The sequence below is a fragment of the Micromonospora sp. genome (assembly GCF_048594385.1).
GTDB classification, from domain to species: Bacteria; Actinomycetota; Actinomycetes; order Mycobacteriales; family Micromonosporaceae; genus Micromonospora; species Micromonospora wenchangensis.
The window spans coordinates 1-22,204 of record NZ_JBMDWU010000204.1 but is presented as its reverse complement, the minus strand read 5'-3'; the positions used below and the strand labels follow the sequence as shown (position 1 = coordinate 22,204).

The following is a 22,204-nucleotide window of genomic DNA, read 5'->3' as shown; positions in this document are numbered from 1 at the left end:
CGATGCGGGCGGAGGTCCCGCTGGCCGAGGCGCTGGGCCCGGCCGGCCTGCTCGACCAGCTCACCCTGGTCGCCGACGACGTGCGCGCCGCCGGCCGGATCACCACCCTCGACCTGCTCCCCGACCGCGCCCCCGAACTCGTCATCGCCAGCGCATTCTGACGCGGGCCGACGGGCCGGCGGGTCGGCGCTAGATCGCCGGGGTGGGGGTTTACCGTGGCCTGGATTCCGCCCCACCCGCGCAACTGCGTCGATCATGGGCTGTCCGCCCCGCCCGCCCGAGCGGGGCGGGCCGGGCGGACAGGGTAAGACAGGGTCAGCTGGTTTCGCCGGCGACGCTGAAGGAGCGGAGCCGGTCGATGGCCAACACGGTGAAGCCGACGCTGACCACGGCGGTCAGCACCACCGCCACCGGCACCGAGACGGTGGTCGACAGCAGGTCGGTCGGGGCGATCCTGTCGGCAAGGGCGATCACCCACTGCTGGATCGACAGCACCCGGGTGCCGCTGACGAAGTTGCCCAGCAGCCCCTCCCAGATCAGCACGTAGACCAGGCCGAGCAGCACCGGCCGCCGGGTGACCAGGCTGAGCGCCAGGAACAGCGCCGAGTAGGCCAGCGCGCCGAGCGCCGAGGCGACGACCAGGCCCAGGCCCAGACGTACCGAGTCGGCGAGCACGCCCGCTACGTAGAGCGGCACGGCGACGGTGGCCGCGCTGACCCCGGCGGCCACCGCGAGTTTCGGCAGCACGATCTGCCAGCGGGGCAGCGGCTTGGTCAGGATGTGCACCACCGTGCCGTCGTCGATCTCCGCGCCGAGCACGCCGGTGCCGACGATGAGCGCCACCACCGGCAGCACCACGGCCAGGCCGAGGCCGACCAGCACCGGCGTCGCCCACTGGCCCGGGTCCACCCCGAGCGACCGGCACAGGACGGCCAGCAGCACCAGCACCGCCGGCAGCGGCAGCAGCATGAGGAACCGGCGACGGCCGAACAGCCCGCGCGCGGTGATCCAGGAAACGGTCGACATCAGGCCTCCACCAGGTAGGAGAAGACGCTCTCCAGGGACTCGTCCTCGGGGGTCAACTGCCGGACCCGGATCTGCCGGGCGAGCGCGATCCTGGGCAGCGCCCGGGTGAACGCGCCGTAGTCGCCGGCGCGTACGGTCAGGCCGTTCTTGTCCAGCTCGACGCCCGCGACCGACGGGTCGGCCATCAGCGCCACGGCCAACGCCCGGTCGTCGGTGGAGCGGACCGCGAACACGTGCGGCCGGTTGGTCATCAGCCGGCGGATGGTGCGGAAGTCACCGGAGGCGGCCAGCCGGCCGGCCACCATCACCTGCACCGTGCCGGAGACCTGCTCGACCTCCTCCAGGATGTGCGAGCTGAACAGGATCGTCCGCCCGGCGTCGCCGAGGGAGTGCAGCAGGCCCATCATGTGCAGCCGCTGGCGCGGGTCCATCCCGTTGAAGGGCTCGTCGAGCAGCAGCACCTGCGGGTCGTGCACCAGTGCGGCGGCCACCCGGGTCCGCTGCCGCATGCCCTTGGAGTACGTGCCGATCCGGCGGTCCTGCGCGTCGGTCATCTCGACCAGTTCGATCGCCCGGCGGGCGGCGGCCTCGGGGTCGGGCAGCCGGTGCAGCTTCGCGCTGGCCAGCACGAACTCCTTGGCGGTGAGGAAGGAGTGCACCGCCTCCCGCTCGCTGACCAGCCCGAGCCGCCGGTAGACGCCCGGGTTGCGCCAGGTGGACGCCCCGTCGAGGGTGAGCGTGCCCCGGGACGGGGCGAGGAAGCCGGCCATCATGTGCAGCAGGGTGGTCTTGCCGGCGCCGTTCGGGCCGAGCAGGCCGGTCACCCCGGGGCCGAGCCGCATGGTGACGTCGTTGACCGCCACCACGTTGCCGTACCAGCGGGAGACCCCGGCGAGATCCAGGGTGCTGGTGGTGACCACCGGCCGGGCGTCGGTGTCGAGTGTGGTCATCGGGCGGCCACCTTCCGGTATCGCAGCAGCAGCAGGGCGGTGCAGGCGGTGACCAGTAGCACGGCGACGACCGCGTAGACCGGGCCGAAGCCGCCGATCGGCGGGCCGGTGCCGGCGCCCGGGTAGAGCAGGTCCTGCAACGCCCACGAGCCCACCCCCTGTACCAGGGTCGACGGTGAGGCCAGCAGGGCCAGCTCGTTGACGGCCTGTGAGGGCAGGATCGACAGCACGCCGACGACCGGGGTGGTCATCAGGAAGACCGCCACGATGCCACCGGCGGCGAAGGCCCGCTTGCCGGTGAGCGAGGCGACCAGCAGACCGATCGAGGCGAAGACCGCCGCCCACAGCCCCGCGTAGAGCAACCCGGGGAGCAGGTCCAGCAGCTCGTTCCAGGTGCCGCGCAGGCCGTCGGAGGTGGTGAACGCCGCCCCCAGGAACATCACCAGCTGCGGCCCGCCCAGCAGCAGCCACAGCGCGCTGGCCAGGGAGAGCAGCTTGGCCAGCGCGTAGTCGTCGCGCGGCAGCGGCCGGGAGAAGTACAGCGGGAGCACGCCGCTGCGCAGGTCCCGGGAGACCAGCTCGGGGGCGGCCACCGCGACGAAGAAGATGACCAGCCAGCTCATCGCGTCGGCGAACTGGGCGTACGTCATCACCACCTCGCCGATCTGGCTGCGCACGGCGGTGAGGCCGGCGGCCACCACCGTCACGATGCCGACCACCAGCCAGGGGAAGATCTTCGCCTTGGCGCTGCGGCCGAGCCCGAAGACCGTCCGCAGTCCGTGCAGGTAGAGCGCGCCGAAGACGTGCCGGCGGCCCAGCCTCGGGCCGGTGTAGCGCTGGTAGCCGATGTCGTGGATGACGCCGGTCGGCTCAGGCATTGCTGGGCTCCCTCGGGGCGAAGAGTTCGGCCACCCGGTGCCGGCGCTGGTCCAGCCGGTGCAACGGCAGGTCCAGCTCGGCGACCGCGCCGAGGATCAGGTCGTAGGTACGCTCGTCGGCCAGCGGGACGAGCAGCATCCGGCCGTCGCGGGTCACCGGCAGGTCGAGCGCGGCGAGCCGGCCGGCCAGCTGGTCGGTGCCCTCGCTGACCTCGACGGCGAGCAGGTCGGTGGCCGAGGTCATCGCGTCGATCCGGTCGGCGCGCAGCAGCCGCCCCCCGTCGATGGCGACCAGGGTGTCGCAGATCCGCTCCACCTCGCCGAGCAGGTGCGAGCAGACCAGGACGGAGATGCCGAACTCGGTGCCGATCCGGTGGACCAGGGCGAGCATGGCGTCCCGGCCGGCCGGGTCGAGGCCGGTGGTGGGCTCGTCGAGCAGCAGCAGGTCCGGGTCGTGCCCCAGGGCCTGGGCGAGCTTGACGCGCTGCTTCATACCGGTGGAGTAGCCGCCCACCGGGCGGTACCGCTCCTCGTAGAGGCCGACGTGGCGCAGCGTCTCGGAGGCGCGCTCGCGGGCCACCGTACGGGGCAGGCCGCTCATCCGCCCCAGGTGGGTGACGAGTTCGGCGGCGGAGAGGTCGGGCGGAAGCGCCTCGTGTTCGGGCATGTAACCGACCCGGGCGCGGACCGCCGCCGGGTCGGTGGTGGGGTCGAGGTCGAGCACGGAGACCCGTCCGCTGGTCGGCGGGAGCAGGCCCAGCAGAATCTTGATCAGGGTCGACTTGCCGGCGCCGTTCGCGCCGACGAGACCGATGATCCCCGGCTCGACCGCGACGGTCAGGTCGGCCAGCGCGGTGACCCGGCCTCCGTACGTCTTGGTGAGCGACTCGGTCGCGATCAGTGTCACGTCCGCCAGCCTAGGGACCGGCCACCCCGGCGGGTATCCGGAATCGCCCCGGGTCTCCCCTGATACCCGCCCCTGACCAGCCCCGCCCCGATCGGCCGGGCCGACGGTCCGCGCCCGATCGGCGGTCCGGCGGTGTCCGCCGGATCCGGCACCGCCGTGCCGGCCCAGGCGGGTCGAACGAGCGGGCGGGGCGGTAAGGCTTCCGTAACCCCGGTGACGGGTGACCGGTCGCGGTGGCGCGGCGAGACTGGACGGCATGTTCCGTCGCCTGTCCCGTGCCCCGCTGGCCTGGGTCGCCGTCGTCGTCCTCGGCGTCGGTGCCGCCTTCGGCCTGTACTGGTTCCAGCCCTGGAAGGTGGTGGCCGACCGCCAGGTCGACGAGCGGCTCTCCGACGTCGACGACGCCGCCCCGACCGGCACCGTGGCCGCCGACGGCACCACACCCGCCGACGGCGGCGTGGCCGGGACCACCCCGACCGGGACCGCCCCGCCGACCGGAACCGCCACCCCGACCGGAACCGCCGGCACCCCACCCCGGACCACGCCCACGGACGGATCCCCGGCCACCCGGCCGGTGGTGGTGAGCCGGGGGACGTTCGTCAGTCACGAACACGACACCTCGGGCACCGCCCGGATCGTCCGCACCGCCGACGGCCGGCACCGGCTGGAACTGGTCGGGCTGGACACCTCCAACGGCCCGGATCTGCGGGTCTGGCTCTCCGACCAGCCGGTCCGCACCGGCCGGGCCGGTTGGCACGTCTTCGACGACGGCCGCCGGGCGGAGCTGGGCCGGCTCAAGGGCAACCGCGGCGACCAGGCGTACGCCGTCCCGACCGGCACCGACCTCGCCGCGCTGACGAGTGTCACCATCTGGTGTCAACGATTCGCGGTCTCGTTCGGCGCCGCGTCCCTGGTCCCGGCCGGTTGACACCCCCCACCGACCGGCCGGGACACGCCACCGGTGATCCACTTCCGGGTCGGGAGTGGAGTGGCACTCTCGACCGATCGCCGGCCGGCTGAGAAACTGTGATCCGGCCAGCGAGTGAGGGGTACGGATGAGCAACGGTTCAGTGCTGCCCGAGGACGTGCTGCGGGACGCCCCCGCGTACGCGCCACGCCCCGGTGAGCTGGCCGATCTGGAGCTGCTGGTGAGTGGGGCGTACACCCCGCTGGCCGGCTTCATGACCCGCGCCGACCTGGCCTCGTTGCAGCGTCGCGGCAGACTGGCCGACGGCACGTCCTGGCCGGTCCCGGTGACCCTCCAGGTGCCCACCGCCGTCGCCGACGGGCTGGACCCGGCCGACCCGGGCCGGCGGACGCTGGTGCTCACCGACGGCGAGGGCGCCCCGGTGGCCGGGCTGGAGGTGACCGACGTCTGGCCGGTCCGCGAGGGCGTGGCCGGGCTGGGCGGCCCGGTACGCCGGCTCGGCGACGGCGGGCACGGCCCGTTCCAGCGGCTGCGCCGGGGGCCGGACGAGGTGCGTCCGTTGCTGCCCCCGGGCCGGGTGCTCGGGGTGATCGCCGACCGGCCGCTGCACCGGCCGCAGCTGGCGCAGATCGCGCACGCGGCCCGTACCCTCGGCGCGCATCTGCTGGTGATGATCCCGGTCGGCGAGGACGGCGCGGCCGGACTGCCCACCGAGGCCCTGGTCCGCAGCATCTTCGCCGCCCGCGACCGGATGCCCCCGGCGACGCTGGTCGCCGTCCCGCTGCCCCGCCGGGCCGACGAGATCAGCGACGCGCTGCTGCGGGCCCGGATCTCCGCCGCCTACGGGGTGACCCACCTGCTGTCCACCGGCGGCATGCTCTCCGGGGCGGGGCTGCGGGTGCTGGTCCCCCGCGAGCTCGCCTACGACAGCCGGGACGGCCAGTGGCGCTGGCGGGACGACATCCCGCCGCGCAACCGCAAGCTGGCGCTGAGCGAGGCGGAGATCGACGACCTGCTCGACCGGGGTTTCCCGTTGCCCGAGTGGCACACCCCGCCGGCGGTGGCCAAGGAGCTGAGCCGGGCCCGCCCGCCGCGCCGGCACCGGGGGCTGGTGGTCTTCCTCACTGGACTCTCCGGCTCCGGCAAGTCGACGATCGCCCGGGGCCTGGCCGATCTGCTGCGCGAGCAGGGCGACCGGACGATCACCCTGCTCGACGGCGACGTGGTGCGTCGGGAGTTGTCGGCCGGGTTGACGTTCAGCCGGGCCGACCGGGACGCGAACGTGCGCCGGATCGGCTGGGTGGCGGCCGAGATCGCCCGGCACCGGGGGGTGGGGATCTGCTGCCCGATCGCCCCGTACGCGCAGGCGCGGGCCGCCGTGCGGGAGATGGCCCGGACGGCCGGGGCGGGTTTCCTGCTGGTGCACGTGGCCACCCCGTTGGAGGTCTGTGAGCAGCGCGACCGCAAGGGCCTGTACGCCCGCGCCCGCGCCGGCCTGCTCACCGGGATGACCGGCATCGACGACCCGTACGAGACGCCCACCGACGCCGATCTGGTGGTCGACACCACCGACCAGAGCATCGACGAGGCGGTGCAGGCGGTGATGACCCATCTGACCGAGACCGGCTGGGTGGAGCCGCGGCTGCCGTCCGCCTGACCTCGGGGTTCCACTTCCGCCCCTGCCCGCTGCGCGCTAGTGTTCAATCTTGTTGGAACACGTGCGAGCGCGTGCAGGTGCGGGGGCCCGGGAGGTACGGCGGATGCTGGCGCGTCAGCGGCAGGCGACGATCCTCGACCGGGTCCGCACCGCCGGTGGTGTCCGGGTCACCGAGCTGGCTGCCGAGTTCGGTGTCTCCGACATGACCATCCGGCGTGACCTGGACGCGCTGCACGACCGGGGCCTGCTGGCCAAGGTGCACGGCGGGGCGACCGTCACCGACCCGGGCTCGACCGACGAACCGGGCTTCCACGCCAAGTCCGTCCGGCAGTCCGCCGAGAAGGCCGCCATCGCCTCCCGGGCCGCCGAACTGGTCCGCCCGGGTGCGGCGGTCGCCCTCTCCGCCGGCACCACCACCGCCGAGCTGGCCCGACGCCTGGTCGACGTGCCGGGGCTGACCGTGGTGACCAACTCGCTGCCGGTGGCCGAGATCCTGCACACCGCCGGCCGCCCCGACCAGACCGTGGTGCTGACCGGCGGGGTACGCACCCCGTCCGACGCGCTGGTCGGCCCGCTGGCCGTGGAGGCCATCCGCTCACTGCACCTGGACCTGCTCTTCCTCGGCGTGCACGGGATCACCGAGCGGGCCGGTTTCACCACCCCGAACCTGATGGAGGCGGAGACCGACCGGGCCCTGGTGGAGGCCGCCGACCGGCTGGTCGTCCTCGCCGACCACACCAAGTGGGGCACCGTCGGCATCTCCTCCATCGTCGGCCTGGGCGCCGCCGACGTGCTGGTCAGCGACGACCGGTTGGCCCCCGAGGCGCGCCGGGTGATCGACGAGAAGGTGGGCGAACTGGTGATCGTGACAGGTACGGGCCGGGCTACCGGGCGGGAGACGACGCGGTGAAGCGTACGGCGATCGAGTTGGCCGACGGCCGCGAGCTGATCTACTTCGACGAGCGCGACGACGCCGTCCGGGACCAGCCGGACCGGCGGGAGCTGCCGCCGCCACCACCCGCCTCCCAGCTGCGCTACGACCCGCTCACCGACGAGTGGGTGGCGGTGGCGGTGCACCGGCAGACCCGGACCTTCCTCCCGCCGGCCGACCAGTGCCCGCTGTGCCCGTCGCGGGGCGACCGGCACAGCGAGATCCCCGCGCCCGACTACGACGTGGCGGTCTTCGAGAACCGGTTCCCCTCACTGAGCCAGCGGATCGCCGACGAGCCGGCCGAGATCACCGGGTTCACCCCGGTCCGCCCCGGCCAAGGACGCTGCGAGGTGGTCTGCTTCACCGACGACCACGAGGCCTCCTTCGCCAGCCTCTCCCCCGCCCGGGTCCGGCTGGTGCTCGACGCGCTGGCCGACCGGACCACGGCGGTCGGCGCGCTGCCCGGGGTGGAGCAGGTGTTCTGCTTCGAGAACCGGGGCGTGGAGATCGGCGTGACCCTGCACCACCCGCACGGCCAGATCTACGCGTACCCGTTCGTCACGCCGCGTACCCGGTCGATGCTGGCGGCGGCCCGCCGGCACGCGGAGCGCACCGGCGGCGGCAACCTCTCCGCCGCCGTGCTCGCCGCCGAGCGCGCCGCCGGGGACCGGGTGGTCGCGGCGAACGAGCACTGGACGGCGTACGTGCCGGCGGCGGCCCGGTGGCCGTTCGAGGTGCACGTCGCGCCGCACCGGCCGGTGCCGGACATCCCGGCGCTCGACGACGCCGAACGGGACGCCTTCGGCCCGCTCTACCTGGACGTGTTGCGCCGGTTCGACGGGCTGTTCGACCTGCCCATGCCGTACATCGCGGCCTGGCACCAGGCGCCGGTGCGGATCGACCGGGAGTTGGGTCACCTGCACCTGCAACTGTTCAGCGTCCGGCGGGCGAGGGACAAGCTGAAGTACCTGGCCGGTTCCGAGTCCGGGATGGGGGTCTTCATCAACGACATCGCCCCCGAGCGGGCCGCCGAACTGTTGCGCGCCGCCTGACCCCGCAGGCAGGGCGCGGGGGGCCCCGGAACAGGGCCCCCCGCGGGGAAGGGACGGCTGGCTGTGCTCGACAGCCGGGAAGGCTGGCCGGTCGGCACCGGTGCCGTGCGACGACCGACGACAACCTCCCTGGACGCGACTGGCACCACGTCCACCCAGCTCAACGACCTTTTTCCGGGCCGGTGACGCGGCCGTCACCCGGACGGGTGGCGGCCGCTGTCCCCCGGTGCGTGGGCCGCGACGCGCCGGAGACGACGGAACCCGCCGGCGGTCCGCCGGCGGGTTCCGTGGGTACGGGCGAGGGTCAGGCGCCGAGCTTGCGCGCCAGGTTCTCGTCGAGGGTGTTCATGAACTCGTCGGTGGTCTGCCACGGGGCGTCCCGCGAGATGAGCAGCGCGAGGTCCTTGGTCATCTGGCCGCTCTCGACGGTGTCGACGATGACCTGCTCCAGGGTGTCGGCGAACTCGGTGACCGCCGGGGTGCCGTCCAGCTTGCCCCGGTGGGCGAGGCCCCGGGTCCAGGCGTAGATCGAGGCGATCGGGTTGGTCGAGGTCTTCTCGCCCTTCTGGTACTGCCGGTAGTGCCGGGTGACGGTGCCGTGGGCGGCCTCCGCCTCGACGGTACGACCGTCCGGGGAGAGCAGCACGGAGGTCATCAGGCCGAGCGAGCCGAAGCCCTGCGCGACGGTGTCGGACTGCACGTCACCGTCGTAGTTCTTGCAGGCCCAGACGTAGCCGCCCTCCCACTTGAGCGCGGCGGCGACCATGTCGTCGATGAGCCGGTGCTCGTAGGTGAGGCCGGCGGCGGCGAACTCGTCCTTGAACTCGTTCTCGAACACCTCGGCGAAGAGGTCCTTGAACCGGCCGTCGTACGCCTTGAGGATGGTGTTCTTGGTCGACATGTAGACCGGGTAGTTGCGGTCCAGGCCGTACCGGAACGAGGCGCGGGCGAAGTCCCGGATCGACTCGTCGTAGTTGTACATGCCCATGGCGATGCCGCCGCCGGGGAAGTTGGCGACCTCCATCTCCATCGGGGTGCCGCCGTCGGCCGGGGTGTACGTGATGGTGACCGTGCCCGGACCGGGGACCACGAAGTCGGTGGCCTTGTACTGGTCGCCGTGCGCGTGCCGGCCGATGATGATCGGCTTGGTCCAGCCCGGGACGAGCCGCGGCACGTTCGACATGATGATCGGCTCGCGGAAGACCACGCCGCCGAGGATGTTACGGATGGTGCCGTTCGGCGAGCGCCACATCTTCTTGAGGCCGAACTCCTCGACCCGGGCCTCGTCCGGGGTGATGGTGGCGCACTTGACGCCGACGCCGTGCTCCTTGATGGCGTTCGCGGCGTCGATGGTCACCTGGTCGTCGGTGGCGTCCCGGTGCTGGATCGACAGGTCGTAGTAGTGCAGGTCGACGTCGAGGTAGGGCAGGATCAGCTGCTCGCGGATCTGCTTCCAGATGATCCGGGTCATCTCGTCGCCGTCGAGCTCCACGACCGGGTTGTTTACCTTGATCTTCGCCATCGGCCGGCGCTCCTCTCGGGGGACACGTGCTCAAGCAGTACGAGCGTACTGGAAACTGGTCGGCGGCACCGAGCCGGCCTCCACCCGACGGCACCGGCCGGCGGAGAACACCCGGTGGGCCACGGCCGGCTCGGGCAGAATCGCCGGCTCCGGTACGCCCGTACCCCCGGGTCCGTCACGGTCACCGCCCTCACCGAGGTACGGACAGTTCTGCCACCCCTACCCGTCTGCCAGCCCTACCCGAAGGCATTCCCCACAGCGACCGCCCCACACCGACGCGAGGCCGACCGGCGGGAACCCGCCCCGGAGCGCCAGCCCGGTGATCAAGAGGTTCGAGTCACATCGGGGCGGGTGGCTTGACGCAAACCTCTTGATCACCGGGGCAGGGCGACCGGCGGGGCCGGGACGGGGCGACGGGTGGGGACGGCGCTGGGGGGGGACGGGGGTTGCCGTCCCGCCCCTGCGGCGGATGGTTCAGCGGATCACATGCTGGCGACGTCGGCCTGCTTGGCGCGGACGGCCTCGGCGGCCTCCTTGAGACTGGCCAGCTCGTCGGCGTCCAGGTCGGTCTCGACGACCCGCTTCACGCCCTCGGCGCCGATCTCGGCCTCGACGCCCAGGTAGACCCCGGAGATGCCGTACTCGCCGTCGACCCAGGCGCAGACGGGCATGACCGCGCCGGAGTCCTCGGCCACGGCCCGCGCCATCCGGGCGGCGGCGGCGGACGGCGCGTAGTACGCCGAACCGGTCTTGAGCAGCGCGACGACCTCGGCGCCACCGTTGCGGGTCTTGACGACCAGCTCCTCGATCTGCTCGGCGGGCATCGCGTCACGCAGCGGCTTGCCGTTGACGGTGCTCTGCGAGGGCACCGGCACCATCGTGTCGCCGTGCGAGCCGAGGGTCAGCGTCTTGACCGACTTCACCGGTACGTCGAGGGCCTCGGCGACGAAGTTGGTGAACCGGGCGGTGTCGAGCATGCCGGCCTGGCCCAGCACCCGGTTCCTGGGGAACTGGGTGGCGAGCTGGGCGAGCGCGGTCATCTCGTCGAGCGGGTTGGACACCACGATGACGACGGCGTTCGGGGCGTACTTGGCGACGTTCTCGGCGACCTGCCGCACGATCTTGGCGTTGGTCTCCAGCAGGTCCATCCGGCTCATGCCCGGCTTGCGGGGCAGACCGGCGGTGATCACGACGACGTCGGAGCCCTCGATGGCCTCGTAGCCCTCGCCGTTGGGGCCGGTGGTGACGCCGACGACCTTGGTCTCGAAGCCCTCGACCGCGCGGGACTGGTTGAGGTCCAGCGCGAGACCCGCCGGCTTGCCCTCCACGATGTCGGTGATGACGACGGTGTCGAAGACGTCGTACTCGGCCAGGCGCTGTGCGGTGGTGGAGCCGTAGAAGCCGGCCCCGACGACAGTGACCTTCTTACCCATGGTCGTCCCACTCCCTGCTACCAGTCGGTTTTCCCGACCGTAACAGTCATCCCGGCACCGTTTCGGCCAGGGGCGGCGACCATCCCCGGGATGGGGCCAACGTCACCACCGCCCGGTTCCCGCCGGGTGCCGCGGCGGGCGGTGGTCCGGCCCCGTGCCACCGCCGCCGAGCAGGGGCGACGGCCTGCGGGTCAGCCGCGCTCGGCGCGTTCGACGACGTTGGTGAGCAGCATGGCCCGGGTCATCGGCCCGACGCCGCCGGGCATCGGGGCCAGCCGACCGGCCACCTGCGCCACCTGCGGGTCGACGTCGCCGGTGTAGCGGCCCTTGCCGTCGTCGCCGATCACCCGGGTGATGCCGACGTCCACCACGGTGGCCCCCGGCGTGATCATGTCGGCGGTGAGCAGGCCGGGCACCCCGGCGGCGACGATGACGATGTCGGCGGCGCGGGTGTGGGCCGCGAGATCGAGGGTGCCGGTGTGGCAGAGGGTCACCGTCGCGTTCTCGCTGCGCCGGTTGAGCAGCAGGCCGAGCGGGCGGCCGACGGTGTTGCCCCGGCCGACGAGGGCGACGTTGGCGCCGCGCAGCGGCACGTCGTACCGGCGGAGCAGCTCGACGATGCCGCGCGGGGTGCAGGGCAGCGGGCCGTCGTAGCCGAGCACCAGCCGGCCCAGGTTCACCGGGTGCAGGCCGTCGGCGTCCTTGTCCGGGTCGATCATCTCCAGCGCCCGCTGGGTGTCCAGGTGCCCCGGCAGCGGCAGCTGGACGATGTAGCCGTGGCAGCCCGGGTCGGCGTTCAGCTCGGCGAGGACGTCGTCGAGCTGCTGCTGGTTGGCGTCGGCGGGCAGCTCGCGGCGGATCGAGGCGATGCCCACCTCGGCGCAGTCGCGGTGCTTGCCGTTGACGTACGCCTCGGAGCCGGGGTCCGCGCCGACCAGGACCGTGCCCAGGCCGGGGGTGACCCCCCGCTCGGCCAACGCCTTGACGCGTACCCGCAGCTCGTCCTTGATCTCGGCTGCGGTCGCCTTGCCGTCCAGGATGATCGCCGTCACGACCAGATCGTCTCATGGTCGGCGGACGGCGGACCGACGACGGGGAACCCGTGACTTTCCGTGAGGTGCCGTTATTCACTCTGAGTGACCAACTGCGGGCCGGCTCACACCCTGAACCGGACGGGAGAGACGCGTCGGGCCCGGACCGGACATCGGGCGTCCGGGCGGTCACGACGGGCGATCCACCCTGACGGCACCGTGAAACCACCCTCGTCACCCGCCATCAAGCAGGCATTTCGCCGGGTTTCCGATAACAGCAACGGTCGTCGACGACAAGGCCGCAGCCGGTGATCGCAACGCTGTCGTTGTCGACGGGCCCAACCCGACCTACCGTTGCCGGACGTTGCGCAGAGTCACCCAACGCCGGGTCCGGCTGCGCTCCGTGATGAGATGAGGAGACCCCCATGCGTGTGCGCAGGCTTGCTGCCTGGACCGCTCTCCCGCTCGCGGTGACCCTGGGCCTGGCGGCCTGCGGCTCGGGCGGCGGCAGCGGAACCGGTCAGTCCGACCCCAACGCGGCCGTGCGGATCGAGATCGCCGAGCCGCAGCACCTGGTGCCGACCAACACCAACGAGACCAGCGGTTCGCAGGTGCTCGCCGCCCTGTTCAGCCCGCTCGTCGACTACGACGAGGCCAACAAGCCCTACGAGGTGGCGGCCGAGTCGGTCACGTCGTCGGACAACAGGGTCTGGACGGTCAAGCTCAAGGACGGCTACACCTTCCACAACGGCGAGAAGGTCACCGCCGACAACTACCTCGACGCCTGGAACTACGGCGCGTACGCCCCCAACGGGCAGAACTCCAGCTACTTCTTCGAGAAGATCGCCGGGTACGCCGACCTCCAGGGCGACAAGCCGGCCGCCGAGCGGCTGTCCGGGCTGAAGAAGGTCGACGACCTGACCTTCACCGTGACGCTGACCGAGCCGTACAGCGAGTTCAAGACCATGCTCGGGTACACCGCCTTCTACCCGCTGCCGAAGGCCGCCTTCTCGGCCCCCGGCGTGCTCAAGGAGGGCTACGAGCAGGCCCCGGTCGGGCAGGGCCCGTTCCGGATGAAGGGCTCCTGGCAGCACGACGCCAAGGTCGAGGTGGAGCGCTACGACGCCTTCCCCGGCGAGCAGCCGAAGGTGGGCGGCGTCGAGTTCCGGATCTACCAGCAGCCGACCGCCGCGTACGCGGACGTGCTCTCGGACAACCTCGACGTGATCAAGACGATCCCGACCGAGAACCTGTCCACCGCCGCCACCGACCTGGGCGACCGGTTCCGGCAGAGCCCAGCGTCGTCGTTGCAGGTGCTGGCCTTCCCGACCTTCCAGAAGGAGTTCAGCAAGCCCGAGGTGCGCAAGGCGATCTCGATGGCGATCGACCGGGACGAGATCACCAAGTCGATCTTCAAGGACTCGCAGCAGCCGGCCCGCTCGTTCGTCTCGCCGGTGGTCGCGGGCTACCGCGAGAACACCATCGGCGCGGCCGGCGAGTTCGACCCGGCCAAGGCGAAGGCGGCGTACGAGGCGGCCGGCGGCCCGAAGAAGATCGAACTGTCGTACAACGGCGACGGCGGGCACAAGGACTGGATCGACGCGACCTGCAACCAGCTCAAGGCCAACCTGGGCGTGGAGTGCGTCGGCACCGCCGAGCCCAAGTTCGCCGACCTGCTGACCAAGGTCAAGGCGAAGCAGCCGGTGGGTCTGTTCCGGATGGGCTGGGTGATGGACTACCCGTCGATGGAGAACTACCTCGGCCCGCTGTACAGCACCAACGGCTCGTCGAACTACTACGGCTACAGCAACCCCGAGTTCGACAAGCTGCTCGCCGAGGGCGCCAAGGCGCCGAACGAGGAGGCCGCGATCGCCAAGTACCAGGCGGCCGAGGACCTGCTGGCCAAGGACATGCCGGTGATCCCGCTGCGCTACGGCCAGAACAACTTCGGCCACTCGACCAAGGTGAAGAACGTCCAGATGGACCTCTTCGACCGGGTCGACCTGCTGAAGATCGAGGCGGTCAGCTAGTCCGGGAGGGCGTCGGCGGCGGGCGGGCCGCCGGCACGTGCAGGCGCGTCGACGGCAACGGGGCCGTCGGCGGGAGCAACGGGTCGGGTCATCGGTGGACGGTGACCCGACCCGCCTCCGTCTCCGCTGCTTTTGGGCAAGACTGCACAGTATGTTCCGCTTCGTTCTGCGGCGTCTGCTCCAGATGGTCCTCGCCTTCTTCGGGACCACCCTGATCGTGTACGCCCTGATGTTCGCCGGCCAGGGCGACCCGATCCAGGCGCTGGCCGGGGAACGGCCGGTGACCCCGGCGCAGCGGGCGTACCTGACGGAGAAGTTCCACCTCGACCGCACCGGCGTCGGCGGCTTCCTCTACCGCTACCTCGACTACCTCAAGAACCTGCTCCAGGGTGACCTCGGGCAGTCGCTGACCGGCCGCTCGATCGGGGACATCCTCGCCGCCGCCTGGCCGGTCACCGTCAAGCTGGCACTGATCGCGATGGCCGTGACGATCCTGTTCGGGGTCACCGCCGGGGTGCTCGCCGGCATCCGCCGGGCCAGCCTGTTCGACAACGCCACCCTGGTGCTGACCCTGCTGGTGCTGGGCATCCCCACCATCGTGCTGGCCCCGCTCGCCCAGTACCTGCTCGGCGTGCGGTGGCCCGTCTTCCCACCCACCGCCGGCGCCGACCCCGACCTGTGGGCCCTGCTGCTGCCCGGCATCGTGCTCGGCTCGCTGTCGCTGGCCACCGCGCTGCGGCTGACCCGTACCTCGGTCGCGGAGAACCTGCGCGCCGACTACGTGCGTACCGCCCGGTCCAAGGGGCTGGCCCGGCGGCGGATCATCGGCGTGCACGTGCTGCGCAACTCGCTCATCCCCGTGATCACCTTCCTCGGTGTCGAACTGGGCAACCTGATGAGCGGCGCGATCATCACCGAGGGCGTGTTCAACATCCCGGGGGTCGGCTTCAACCTGTTCCGGGGCATCCGCACCGAGGACGGCCCGCTGGTGGTGGGCATCGTCAGCGTCCTCGTCGTGGTCTACCTCGTCGCCAACCTGGTGGTGGACGTCCTGTACGCCGTCCTCGACCCGAGGATCCGCTATGAGTGAGCACAACGAGGTGACGGCATGAGCGACTTCGAGACGGTGGCGGCGACGGAGGACCAGGCCGCCCGGCGCGGGGTCTCCGGCGAGCCGGGCACACCCGACCGGGTGGGCGTACCGCAGAAGCCCCGCAGCCTGGCCGGGGACGCCTGGCGCGACCTGCGCCGCAAGCCGGTCTTCTGGATCAGCCTGGTACTGGTCGTGCTGGTCGCCGCGATGGCCGCCGTGCCGTCGCTGTTCACCGCCAACGACCCGCGCGACTGCGTGCTGTCCCGCCAGCACGCCGGGGCGTCCGGCGGGGCCATCTTCGGGTACGACTTCCAGGGCTGCGACACGTACGCCCGTGCCGTCTACGGGGCCCGCGCCTCGCTGCTGGTCGGTGCGCTGTCCGCCCTGCTCACCGGGGCCATCGCGCTGGTCGTCGGGATGGTGGCCGGGTACTTCGGCCGCTGGGTCGACGCGGTGCTCTCCCGGGTGATCGACATCGTGCTCGGCATCCCGCTGCTGCTGGCCGCGATCGTGCTGCTCAAGCGGGTCAGCACCAGCAGCGACACGGTCCGGCTGTTCGCGGTGATCTTCGTGCTGGCGGTGCTCGGCTGGACCACCGCCGCCCGGGTGGTCCGCTCCTCGGTGATCACCGCGAAGGAGCAGGACTACGTCGCCGCCGCCCGGATGCTCGGCGCGGGCCACGGCCGGATCATGTGGCGGCACATCCTGCCCAACGCGCTCGCCCCGGCGATCGTGGTGCTGACCATCGCGCTCGGCTCGTTCATCGCCGCCGAGGCGACGCTGAGCTTCCTCGGCATCGGCCTCAAGGCCCCGACCATCTCCTGGGGCATCGAGATCGACGCCGGCCGGGTGCACATGCGCGAGTCGGCGACGCCGCTGGTCGTCCCGTCCGCCTTCCTCGCGCTGACCGTGCTCGCCTTCATCATGCTCGGCGACGCGATCCGCGACGCCTTCGACCCGAAGCTGCGGTGAGGCCGATGTCCACCCCGGGCGCGAGCGAGAGGCAGATCCGGTGACCGAGTCCACCTCCCGGCCCACGCCGGCCTCACCCACCCCGCCCGGCGGGCACCTGCTTGACGTACGCGACCTGCACGTCGAGTTCCGCACCGGCGAGGGGGTGGCCAAGGTGATCAACGGGGTCTCCTACCACCTGGACCCGGGCGAGACGCTTGCCGTGCTCGGCGAGTCCGGCTCGGGCAAGTCGGTCACCGCCCAGGCGGTGATGGGCATCCTGGACACCCCACCGGCGGTGATCCGTTCCGGCCAGATCCGCTACCGGGGTCGCGACCTGCTCACCCTGCCCGAGGAGCAGCGCCGGCAGGTACGCGGCAAGGAGATCGCGATGATCTTCCAGGACGCCCTGTCGGCGTTGAACCCGGTCTTCCCGGTCGGCTGGCAGATCGGCGAGACGCTGCGGCACCGGGACGGGATGTCCCGCGCCGACGCCCGACGGCGCACCGTCGAGCTGATGGACCTGGTACGCATCCCCGGGGCGGCCGGACGGCTCGGCGACCACCCGCACCAGTTCTCCGGCGGCATGCGGCAACGCGTCATGATCGCCATGGCGCTGGCGCTGAACCCGAAGGTGCTGATCGCCGACGAGCCGACCACCGCCCTCGACGTCACCGTGCAGGCCCAGATCATGGACCTGCTGGCCGACCTGCGCCGCGATCTCGACATGGCGATGATCCTGATCACCCACGACCTGGGGGTGGTGGCCGGCGTCGCGGACCGGATCGCCGTCATGTACGCCGGCCGGATCGTCGAGCACGCCGACGTCCACCCGCTGTACCGGGCGCCGGCCCACCCGTACACCAAGGGGTTGCTGGCCTCGATTCCCCGGCTGGACGTGCGCGGCCGGGAACTGTCCACCATCCGGGGCCTGCCGCCGAACCTGATGCGCATCCCGGGCGGCTGCCCGTTCCACCCCCGCTGCCCGTACGTGCGGCAGGTGTGCGTGGACGTGGTGCCCGACGACCTGGTCCTCGCCGACGGCCGGACCAGCGCGTGCCACTTCGCCCAGGAGGTCCACGATGACCGCGACCGCTGACCCGGCCAAGGTCCGGGGCGAGACCATCCTCACGGTCGACGACCTGGTCAAACACTTCCCGATCACCCGGGGGGTGCTCTTCCGCCGGCAGGTCGGCGCGGTCCGGGCCGTCGACGGGGTCAGCTTCACGCTGCGCCGGGGCGAGACGCTCGGCATCGTCGGCGAGTCCGGCTGCGGCAAGTCGACCCTCGCCCGGGTGCTGATGCGGCTGGAGACGCCCACCTCCGGCCGGGCCACCCTGGACGGCCGCGACCTGCTCACCGCCGCCGGGGGCGAACTACGTCGGTTACGGCGCAACATGCAGATGGTGATGCAGGACCCGTACACCTCGCTGAACCCCCGGATGACGGTCGGCGACATCATCGGGGAGCCGTTCGACATCCACCCGGACGCGGCACCCAGGGGCAGCAAGCGCGGCCGGGTGCAGGAGTTGCTGGACGTGGTCGGGCTGAACCCGGAGCACGTCAACCGGTACCCGCACCAGTTCTCCGGCGGCCAGCGGCAGCGCATCGGCATCGCCCGCGCGCTCGCCCTGCGTCCCGAGGTGATCGTCTGCGACGAGCCGGTCTCCGCCCTGGACGTCTCGATCCAGGCCCAGGTGATCAACCTGTTGGAGCAGCTCCAGGACGAGTTCGGGCTGTCGTACGTGTTCATCGCGCACGACCTGTCGGTGGTTCGGCACATCTGCGACCGGGTCGCGGTGATGTACCTCGGCCGGATCGTGGAGATCGGCACCGAGGAGGAGATCTACGAACGGGCCACCCACCCGTACACCCAGGCGCTGCTGTCGGCGGTGCCGGTGCCCGACCCCCAGGCCCGGGGCGCGGCCGGCATCATCCGGTTGACCGGCGACGTGCCCAGTCCGGCCGACCCGCCGTCCGGCTGCCACTTCCGCACCCGCTGCTGGAAGGCCGAGGACATCTGCGCCCGGGAGGACCCGCCGACCGTCCCCCGCCCCGCCGACCCGCACCCCAGCGCCTGCCACTTCGCCGCGCTGCGCCCGCCGTCCGACCCGACGGGCCAGGGCTGACCGGGTGCTCCCGCGTTGGGGCGCGGGAGCACCCGGGTGGATCAGTGGAAGAAGTGCCGGGTGCCGGTCAGGTACATGGCGACGCCGGCCTGCTGACAGGCGGCGATGGTGTCCTCGTCGCGGATCGAGCCGCCGGGCTGCACGATCGCCTTCACCCCGGCGTCGATCAGGATCTGCGCGCCGTCGGCGAACGGGAAGAAGGCGTCCGAGGCGGCGACGGAACCCCGGGTCCGCTCCGCGCCGGCCCGGCTCACCGCCAGCCGGGCCGAGTCGACCCGGTTGACCTGGCCCATCCCCACCCCGACCGACGCGCCGTCGCGGGCCAGCAGGATCGCGTAGCTCTTCACCGCGCGGACCGCCCGCCAGGCCAGCGCGAGATCCCGCAGGGTCGCCTCGTCGGCCGCCTCGCCGGTGGCGAGCTTCCAGTTCGTCGGGTCGTCGCCCTCGGCGTCGATGCGGTCCCGCTGCTGGACGAGGACCCCGCCGGTCACCTGCCGCCACTCGGCCGGCAGCGGGGCGAAGGCCGGGGCGCGCAGCAGCCGGATGTTCTTCTTGCCCTGGAGGATCTCCACCGCGCCGGGCTCGAAGTCCGGTGCCACCAGCACCTCGGTGAAGATCTCCGCGACCTGCCCGGCCAGCTCCACCGAGACCGGCCGGTTGACGGCGATCACCCCGCCGAACGCGGAGACCGGGTCGCAGGCGTGCGCCTTGCGGTGGGCCTCGGCGACGTCCGCGCCGACGGCGATGCCGCACGGGTTGGCGTGCTTGATGACCGCCACCGCCGGCTGGTCGGGGAAGTCGTTCGCGGCGCGCCAGGCGGCGTCCGCGTCGACGTAGTTGTTGTAGGACATCTCCTTGCCGTGCAACTGCTCGGCCTGGGCCAGCCCCGGCGGGCTGCCCGGGTCGGCGTAGACGGCGGCGCCCTGGTGCGGGTTCTCGCCGTAGCGCAGCGTCGCCTGCCGGCGCAGCGCCAGCCCGGCGAAGTGCGGCCAGCCGTCCTCGGCCGGGGCGGCGGTGCCGGCGAACCAGTCGGCGACCGCCACGTCGTACTCGGCGATGTCGGCGAACGCGCGGGCGGCCAGCGCCCGCCGCTGGGCCAGCGTGAACCCGCCCTCGGCCAGCGCGGCGACCAGCGCCGGGTACGCGGCCGGGTCGGTCACCACGGCGACCGAGGCGTGGTTCTTGGCGGCGGCCCGGACCATCGCCGGCCCGCCGATGTCGATCTGCTCGACGCACTCGTCCGCCGACGCGCCGGAGGCGACGGTTTCCTGGAACGGGTAGAGGTTGGAGACCAGGACGTCGATGCCGGCGATGCCGTGCCCGGCGAGCTGGTCGGCGTGCGACTCCTTGCGCAGGTCGGCCAGGAGCCCGCCGTGGATCTTGGGGTGCAGGGTCTTGACCCGGCCGTCGAGGATCTCGGGGAAGCCGGTCACCTGCTCGACCGGGGTCACCGGCACACCCGCGCCGGAGATCGTCGACGCGGTGGAACCGGTCGAGACGATCTCGACCCCGGCCTCGTGCAGCGTACGGGCCAGCTCGACCAGGCCGCTCTTGTCGTAGACGCTGACCAGCGCCCGCCTGATCGGGCGGCGGGAGTCCTGCGGGGCACTCACGGAACCGTGACCTTTCTTCCGGTGATCGTCCAACCTGAACGGACCAGGCGACCGACCTGCTCGACGAGCTGGCGGCGCTCGGCTTCCTTGATGCGCTCGGTGAGCGTCTCCTCGTCGTCGTCGTCGAGGACCGGCACCGTCACCTGCGCGACGATCGGGCCGGTGTCCATCCCGGCGTCGACGAAGAAGAGGGTGGCCCCGGTGACCTTGACGCCGTAGGCGAGCGCGTCCCGGGGGCCGTGGATGCCGGGGAACGCCGGCAGCAGCGTGTTGTGCGTGTTCAGGTAGCGGTCGCCGAAGGCCGCCAGGAACTGCGGCCCGACCAGCTTCAGGAAACCCGCCGAGATCACCAGGTCGGGCCGGTGCTCGGCGACGTGCGCGGTGAGGGCCTTGTCCCAGTCGGCGCGGGTGGGGTGGTCCTTCACCCGGTCGACGAAGGTCGGCACCCCGGCGGCGGCGGCCCGGTCCAGCCCGACGATGCCGTCCCGGTCGGCGCCGACGGCCACCACCCGGGCCCCGTAGCCGGGGTCGGCGGTGGCGTCCAGCAGCGCCTGGAGGTTGCTGCCGGAGCCGGAGACGAGGACGACGAGGCGGGCGACGGACGCGGGCTCGGTCACCCGGCCACCCTAGCGGGCAGGTCGGCACGCCCATCCTGCGGGCGGCGACGTTTCGGGTGATCACGCGTGTCGCCCGGACACGGTACGCTGCCGGTCGCCCGGTGGCCGGGCCGTGCCCGCCACCGCGCCCCACAAGCCCATGATCAGGTACGCACGCCGTACCGACGTGAACGAGGAGTACTGCAGATGCAGCCCGGCTACCCCAACCCGCAGCAGCCGATCAACAACAACATGACCGCGTCGATCGTGGCCATCTTCTTCTTCTGGCCGCTGGCGATCCCGGCCATCATCAACGCCTCGAAGGTCAACCCGGCCCTGCAGCAGGGCGACTACGCGGGTGCCGAGGCCGCCGCCCGCGAGTCCAAGAAGTGGTCCAAGCTGGCCTTCATCATCGGTGGCGTGTGGCTCGTCATCGTGCTGCTGTGCTGCCTCTTCGGTGGTGTGATGGGTGCGATCGACGGCAGCAGCACCAGCAGCTACTGACGGACCACGACTGAGGAGCAGCCGAGATGCAGCCCGGAAACCCCGGCCACGACCCGTACGGCCAGCAGCCCCCGCACGATCCGTACGGGCAGCAGCCCGTCTCGGGCCAGCCGCAGGACCCGTACGCCGCGCCGCAGGCACCGTACGGGCAGCAGCCGGCGGCGCCGTACGGGCAACAGCCGCCGTACGGGCAGCCCACCCACGACCCGTACGGCCCCCAGCCCACCTCGGGCCAGCCGTACGGTCAGCCCTTCCAGCCGGACCCGTACGGCCAGCCCGTCCACAAGGACCCCTACGGGCAGCAGCCGTACGCCGCGGCGGCCGGCTCCTATCCGGGGGCCGGCTACCCGGCGCCGCAGGGGCAGCAGAACACCCTCGGTCTGGTGTCGCTGATCCTCGGCATCGCGTCCATCCCGCTGCTCTGCTGCCTCTACCTGGGCATTCCGCTCGGTATCGGCGCGGCGATCACCGGCTGGCTGGGCATGCAGAAGGCGAACCAGGGTCTGGCCAGCAACGGCGGTCAGGCCAAGGCCGGCCTGATCTGCGGGGCGATCGCGGTCGGTCTCGGCATCCTGCTGCTGCTTCTCAACATCATCGGTAGTTTCACGCTGCCCACCTCGCCCTGACCGGGCGGGCACGATCGAGGGGCGTCCCGGCACCGTCCGGGGCGCCCCTCGTCGCGTGTCCGACGGGATCACGCCGGCAGTCCGGCACGGGGTGGTCAGTCGGGTACCGGGCGGGGCGGGCGGTCCTCGGACGACCGGGGGCGCTCCCGGGTCGGCCGGGGCCGGTCCCCGGCCGGGGCGGGCCGCTCCGGAGCCCTGCGGGGGCGGTCGGCGGCCGGCCGGGGCCGGGCCGACGACGGCCGGTCGAGCACCTTGGCGGCGACGGCCCCGAGCAGCGCGCCGACCGTGACCACCGCCGTGGCCACCGCCGCCACCTGCCACGGCACCGGACCGATCTCGGCCAGCCG

The 22,204-nt window shown here is 72.2% G+C and carries 20 protein-coding genes and 1 pseudogene; 11 read left to right on the top strand and 10 right to left on the bottom strand.

Annotated features, from left to right (window positions below):
• Window positions 1-315 precede the first annotated feature (315 nt).
• The 4 genes from ACOJTC_RS11085 to ACOJTC_RS11070 are packed head-to-tail and all read right to left on the bottom strand — an operon-like array spanning window position 316 to window position 4,019.
• Window positions 316-1,026 carry an ABC transporter permease gene (locus ACOJTC_RS11085; RefSeq protein ID WP_420116780.1) on the bottom strand — a complete coding sequence of 237 codons (711 nt, stop codon included), beginning with the start codon at window positions 1,024-1,026 and terminating at the stop codon, window positions 316-318.
• Window positions 1,026-1,976, bottom strand: coding sequence for an ABC transporter ATP-binding protein (locus tag ACOJTC_RS11080; protein ID WP_420116779.1), 951 nt, complete (start codon window positions 1,974-1,976; stop codon window positions 1,026-1,028). The genes ACOJTC_RS11085 and ACOJTC_RS11080 overlap by 1 nt, the downstream gene beginning before the upstream one ends.
• Window positions 1,973-2,854: an ABC transporter permease gene (locus tag ACOJTC_RS11075; protein ID WP_420116778.1), complete on the bottom strand. Its 882-nt coding sequence runs from the start codon at window positions 2,852-2,854 to the stop codon at window positions 1,973-1,975. The genes ACOJTC_RS11080 and ACOJTC_RS11075 overlap by 4 nt, the downstream gene beginning before the upstream one ends.
• Entirely contained in the window at window positions 2,847-4,019 is a 1,173-nt protein-coding gene (locus ACOJTC_RS11070) for an ABC transporter ATP-binding protein (protein WP_420116777.1), read from the bottom strand. Before ACOJTC_RS11070 ends, ACOJTC_RS11075 begins: the two co-directional genes overlap by 8 nt.
• Here ACOJTC_RS11070 and ACOJTC_RS11065 point away from each other — a divergent pair.
• The 4 genes from ACOJTC_RS11065 (at window position 4,018) to galT (ending at window position 8,329) form a co-directional block, all read left to right on the top strand.
• The gene (locus ACOJTC_RS11065; RefSeq protein WP_420116776.1) at window positions 4,018-4,689 is read left to right on the top strand and encodes a DM13 domain-containing protein; all 672 of its coding nucleotides are present in this window, start codon (window positions 4,018-4,020) and stop codon (window positions 4,687-4,689) included. The genes ACOJTC_RS11070 and ACOJTC_RS11065 overlap by 2 nt on opposite strands.
• Window positions 4,690-4,816: 127 nt before the next feature.
• Window positions 4,817-6,346 (top strand): adenylyl-sulfate kinase, encoded by a 1,530-nt coding sequence (gene cysC / locus ACOJTC_RS11060; protein WP_420116775.1) that lies wholly within the window; start codon window positions 4,817-4,819, stop codon window positions 6,344-6,346.
• A 103-nt stretch (window positions 6,347-6,449) separates the two neighbouring features.
• A complete protein-coding gene (locus ACOJTC_RS11055; protein ID WP_204924952.1) occupies window positions 6,450-7,256 on the top strand; it encodes a DeoR/GlpR family DNA-binding transcription regulator in 807 nt (268 codons plus the stop codon).
• On the top strand, window positions 7,253-8,329 hold the full coding sequence (galT, locus tag ACOJTC_RS11050) for a galactose-1-phosphate uridylyltransferase (protein WP_420116774.1): 1,077 nt from the start codon (window positions 7,253-7,255) through the stop codon (window positions 8,327-8,329). The genes ACOJTC_RS11055 and galT overlap by 4 nt, the downstream gene beginning before the upstream one ends.
• A gap of 304 nt (window positions 8,330-8,633) precedes the next feature.
• On the opposite strand, the gene ACOJTC_RS11045 is transcribed toward galT, so the two are convergent.
• From ACOJTC_RS11045 to ACOJTC_RS11035, 3 genes are all read right to left on the bottom strand, one after another.
• Window positions 8,634-9,851, bottom strand: a complete 1,218-nt coding sequence (locus ACOJTC_RS11045) for an NADP-dependent isocitrate dehydrogenase (protein WP_145921657.1) — start codon at window positions 9,849-9,851, stop codon at window positions 8,634-8,636.
• A 482-nt stretch (window positions 9,852-10,333) separates the two neighbouring features.
• The gene (locus ACOJTC_RS11040) at window positions 10,334-11,284 is read right to left on the bottom strand and encodes a malate dehydrogenase (RefSeq protein WP_088647160.1); all 951 of its coding nucleotides are present in this window, start codon (window positions 11,282-11,284) and stop codon (window positions 10,334-10,336) included.
• 191 nt (window positions 11,285-11,475) lie between these two features.
• The gene (locus ACOJTC_RS11035; RefSeq protein ID WP_420116773.1) at window positions 11,476-12,336 is read right to left on the bottom strand and encodes a bifunctional methylenetetrahydrofolate dehydrogenase/methenyltetrahydrofolate cyclohydrolase; all 861 of its coding nucleotides are present in this window, start codon (window positions 12,334-12,336) and stop codon (window positions 11,476-11,478) included.
• A gap of 404 nt (window positions 12,337-12,740) precedes the next feature.
• On the opposite strand from ACOJTC_RS11035, the gene ACOJTC_RS11030 reads away from it, so the two are divergent.
• The 5 genes from ACOJTC_RS11030 (at window position 12,741) to ACOJTC_RS11010 (ending at window position 18,518) form a co-directional block, all read left to right on the top strand.
• Window positions 12,741-14,345, top strand: a complete 1,605-nt coding sequence (locus ACOJTC_RS11030) for a peptide ABC transporter substrate-binding protein (RefSeq protein WP_420116772.1) — start codon at window positions 12,741-12,743, stop codon at window positions 14,343-14,345.
• Between the two features lie 151 nt (window positions 14,346-14,496).
• Window positions 14,497-15,435 carry an ABC transporter permease gene (locus ACOJTC_RS11025; protein ID WP_204924948.1) on the top strand — a complete coding sequence of 313 codons (939 nt, stop codon included), beginning with the start codon at window positions 14,497-14,499 and terminating at the stop codon, window positions 15,433-15,435.
• 18 nt (window positions 15,436-15,453) lie between these two features.
• Window positions 15,454-16,410 carry an ABC transporter permease gene (locus ACOJTC_RS11020; RefSeq protein ID WP_088647164.1) on the top strand — a complete coding sequence of 319 codons (957 nt, stop codon included), beginning with the start codon at window positions 15,454-15,456 and terminating at the stop codon, window positions 16,408-16,410.
• Between the two features lie 40 nt (window positions 16,411-16,450).
• The gene (locus ACOJTC_RS11015; RefSeq protein ID WP_204924947.1) at window positions 16,451-17,488 is read left to right on the top strand and encodes an ABC transporter ATP-binding protein; all 1,038 of its coding nucleotides are present in this window, start codon (window positions 16,451-16,453) and stop codon (window positions 17,486-17,488) included.
• Entirely contained in the window at window positions 17,472-18,518 is a 1,047-nt protein-coding gene (locus ACOJTC_RS11010; protein WP_204924946.1) for an ABC transporter ATP-binding protein, read from the top strand. The genes ACOJTC_RS11015 and ACOJTC_RS11010 overlap by 17 nt, the downstream gene beginning before the upstream one ends.
• Before the next feature lie 41 nt (window positions 18,519-18,559).
• Here ACOJTC_RS11010 and purH read toward each other — a convergent pair whose 3' ends face one another.
• Both purH and purN read right to left on the bottom strand, forming a co-directional pair.
• Window positions 18,560-20,131 carry a bifunctional phosphoribosylaminoimidazolecarboxamide formyltransferase/IMP cyclohydrolase gene (gene purH, locus ACOJTC_RS11005; protein WP_420116771.1) on the bottom strand — a complete coding sequence of 524 codons (1,572 nt, stop codon included), beginning with the start codon at window positions 20,129-20,131 and terminating at the stop codon, window positions 18,560-18,562.
• Window positions 20,128-20,748, bottom strand: coding sequence for a phosphoribosylglycinamide formyltransferase (gene purN, locus ACOJTC_RS11000; RefSeq protein ID WP_204924944.1), 621 nt, complete (start codon window positions 20,746-20,748; stop codon window positions 20,128-20,130). Before purN ends, purH begins: the two co-directional genes overlap by 4 nt.
• A gap of 186 nt (window positions 20,749-20,934) precedes the next feature.
• Between purN and ACOJTC_RS10995 the strand changes: the two genes are divergently transcribed.
• Together ACOJTC_RS10995 and ACOJTC_RS10990 are read left to right on the top strand one after the other, a co-directional pair.
• Window positions 20,935-21,231, top strand: coding sequence for a CD225/dispanin family protein (locus tag ACOJTC_RS10995; RefSeq protein WP_088647169.1), 297 nt, complete (start codon window positions 20,935-20,937; stop codon window positions 21,229-21,231).
• Between the two features lie 26 nt (window positions 21,232-21,257).
• The gene (locus ACOJTC_RS10990; RefSeq protein ID WP_204924943.1) at window positions 21,258-21,857 is read left to right on the top strand and encodes a DUF4190 domain-containing protein; all 600 of its coding nucleotides are present in this window, start codon (window positions 21,258-21,260) and stop codon (window positions 21,855-21,857) included.
• 95 nt (window positions 21,858-21,952) lie between these two features.
• Here ACOJTC_RS10990 and ACOJTC_RS10985 read toward each other — a convergent pair.
• Window positions 21,953-22,204: pseudogene (locus ACOJTC_RS10985) on the bottom strand (hypothetical protein); the annotation flags it as partial.

Excerpts from the sequence above, each read along its gene's own strand:
- ACOJTC_RS11070 (WP_420116777.1), bottom strand. The coding sequence starts at position 4,019 with ATGCCGTCCAGTCTCGCCGCGCCACCGCGACCGGTCACCCGTCACCGG.
- ACOJTC_RS11010 (WP_204924946.1), top strand. The coding sequence starts at position 17,472 with ATGACCGCGACCGCTGACCCGGCCAAGGTCCGGGGCGAGACCATCCTC.
- ACOJTC_RS11045 (WP_145921657.1), bottom strand. The coding sequence starts at position 9,851 with ATGGCGAAGATCAAGGTAAACAACCCGGTCGTGGAGCTCGACGGCGAC.
- ACOJTC_RS11020 (WP_088647164.1), top strand. The coding sequence starts at position 15,454 with ATGAGCGACTTCGAGACGGTGGCGGCGACGGAGGACCAGGCCGCCCGG.
- ACOJTC_RS11065 (WP_420116776.1), top strand. The coding sequence starts at position 4,018 with ATGTTCCGTCGCCTGTCCCGTGCCCCGCTGGCCTGGGTCGCCGTCGTC.
- ACOJTC_RS11085 (WP_420116780.1), bottom strand. The coding sequence starts at position 1,026 with ATGTCGACCGTTTCCTGGATCACCGCGCGCGGGCTGTTCGGCCGTCGC.
- ACOJTC_RS11055 (WP_204924952.1), top strand. The coding sequence starts at position 6,450 with ATGCTGGCGCGTCAGCGGCAGGCGACGATCCTCGACCGGGTCCGCACC.
- ACOJTC_RS11040 (WP_088647160.1), bottom strand. The coding sequence starts at position 11,284 with ATGGGTAAGAAGGTCACTGTCGTCGGGGCCGGCTTCTACGGCTCCACC.
- ACOJTC_RS11080 (WP_420116779.1), bottom strand. The coding sequence starts at position 1,976 with ATGACCACACTCGACACCGACGCCCGGCCGGTGGTCACCACCAGCACC.
- ACOJTC_RS11075 (WP_420116778.1), bottom strand. The coding sequence starts at position 2,854 with ATGCCTGAGCCGACCGGCGTCATCCACGACATCGGCTACCAGCGCTAC.
- ACOJTC_RS10990 (WP_204924943.1), top strand. The coding sequence starts at position 21,258 with ATGCAGCCCGGAAACCCCGGCCACGACCCGTACGGCCAGCAGCCCCCG.
- cysC (WP_420116775.1), top strand. The coding sequence starts at position 4,817 with ATGAGCAACGGTTCAGTGCTGCCCGAGGACGTGCTGCGGGACGCCCCC.
- ACOJTC_RS11030 (WP_420116772.1), top strand. The coding sequence starts at position 12,741 with ATGCGTGTGCGCAGGCTTGCTGCCTGGACCGCTCTCCCGCTCGCGGTG.
- ACOJTC_RS10995 (WP_088647169.1), top strand. The coding sequence starts at position 20,935 with ATGCAGCCCGGCTACCCCAACCCGCAGCAGCCGATCAACAACAACATG.
- ACOJTC_RS11025 (WP_204924948.1), top strand. The coding sequence starts at position 14,497 with ATGTTCCGCTTCGTTCTGCGGCGTCTGCTCCAGATGGTCCTCGCCTTC.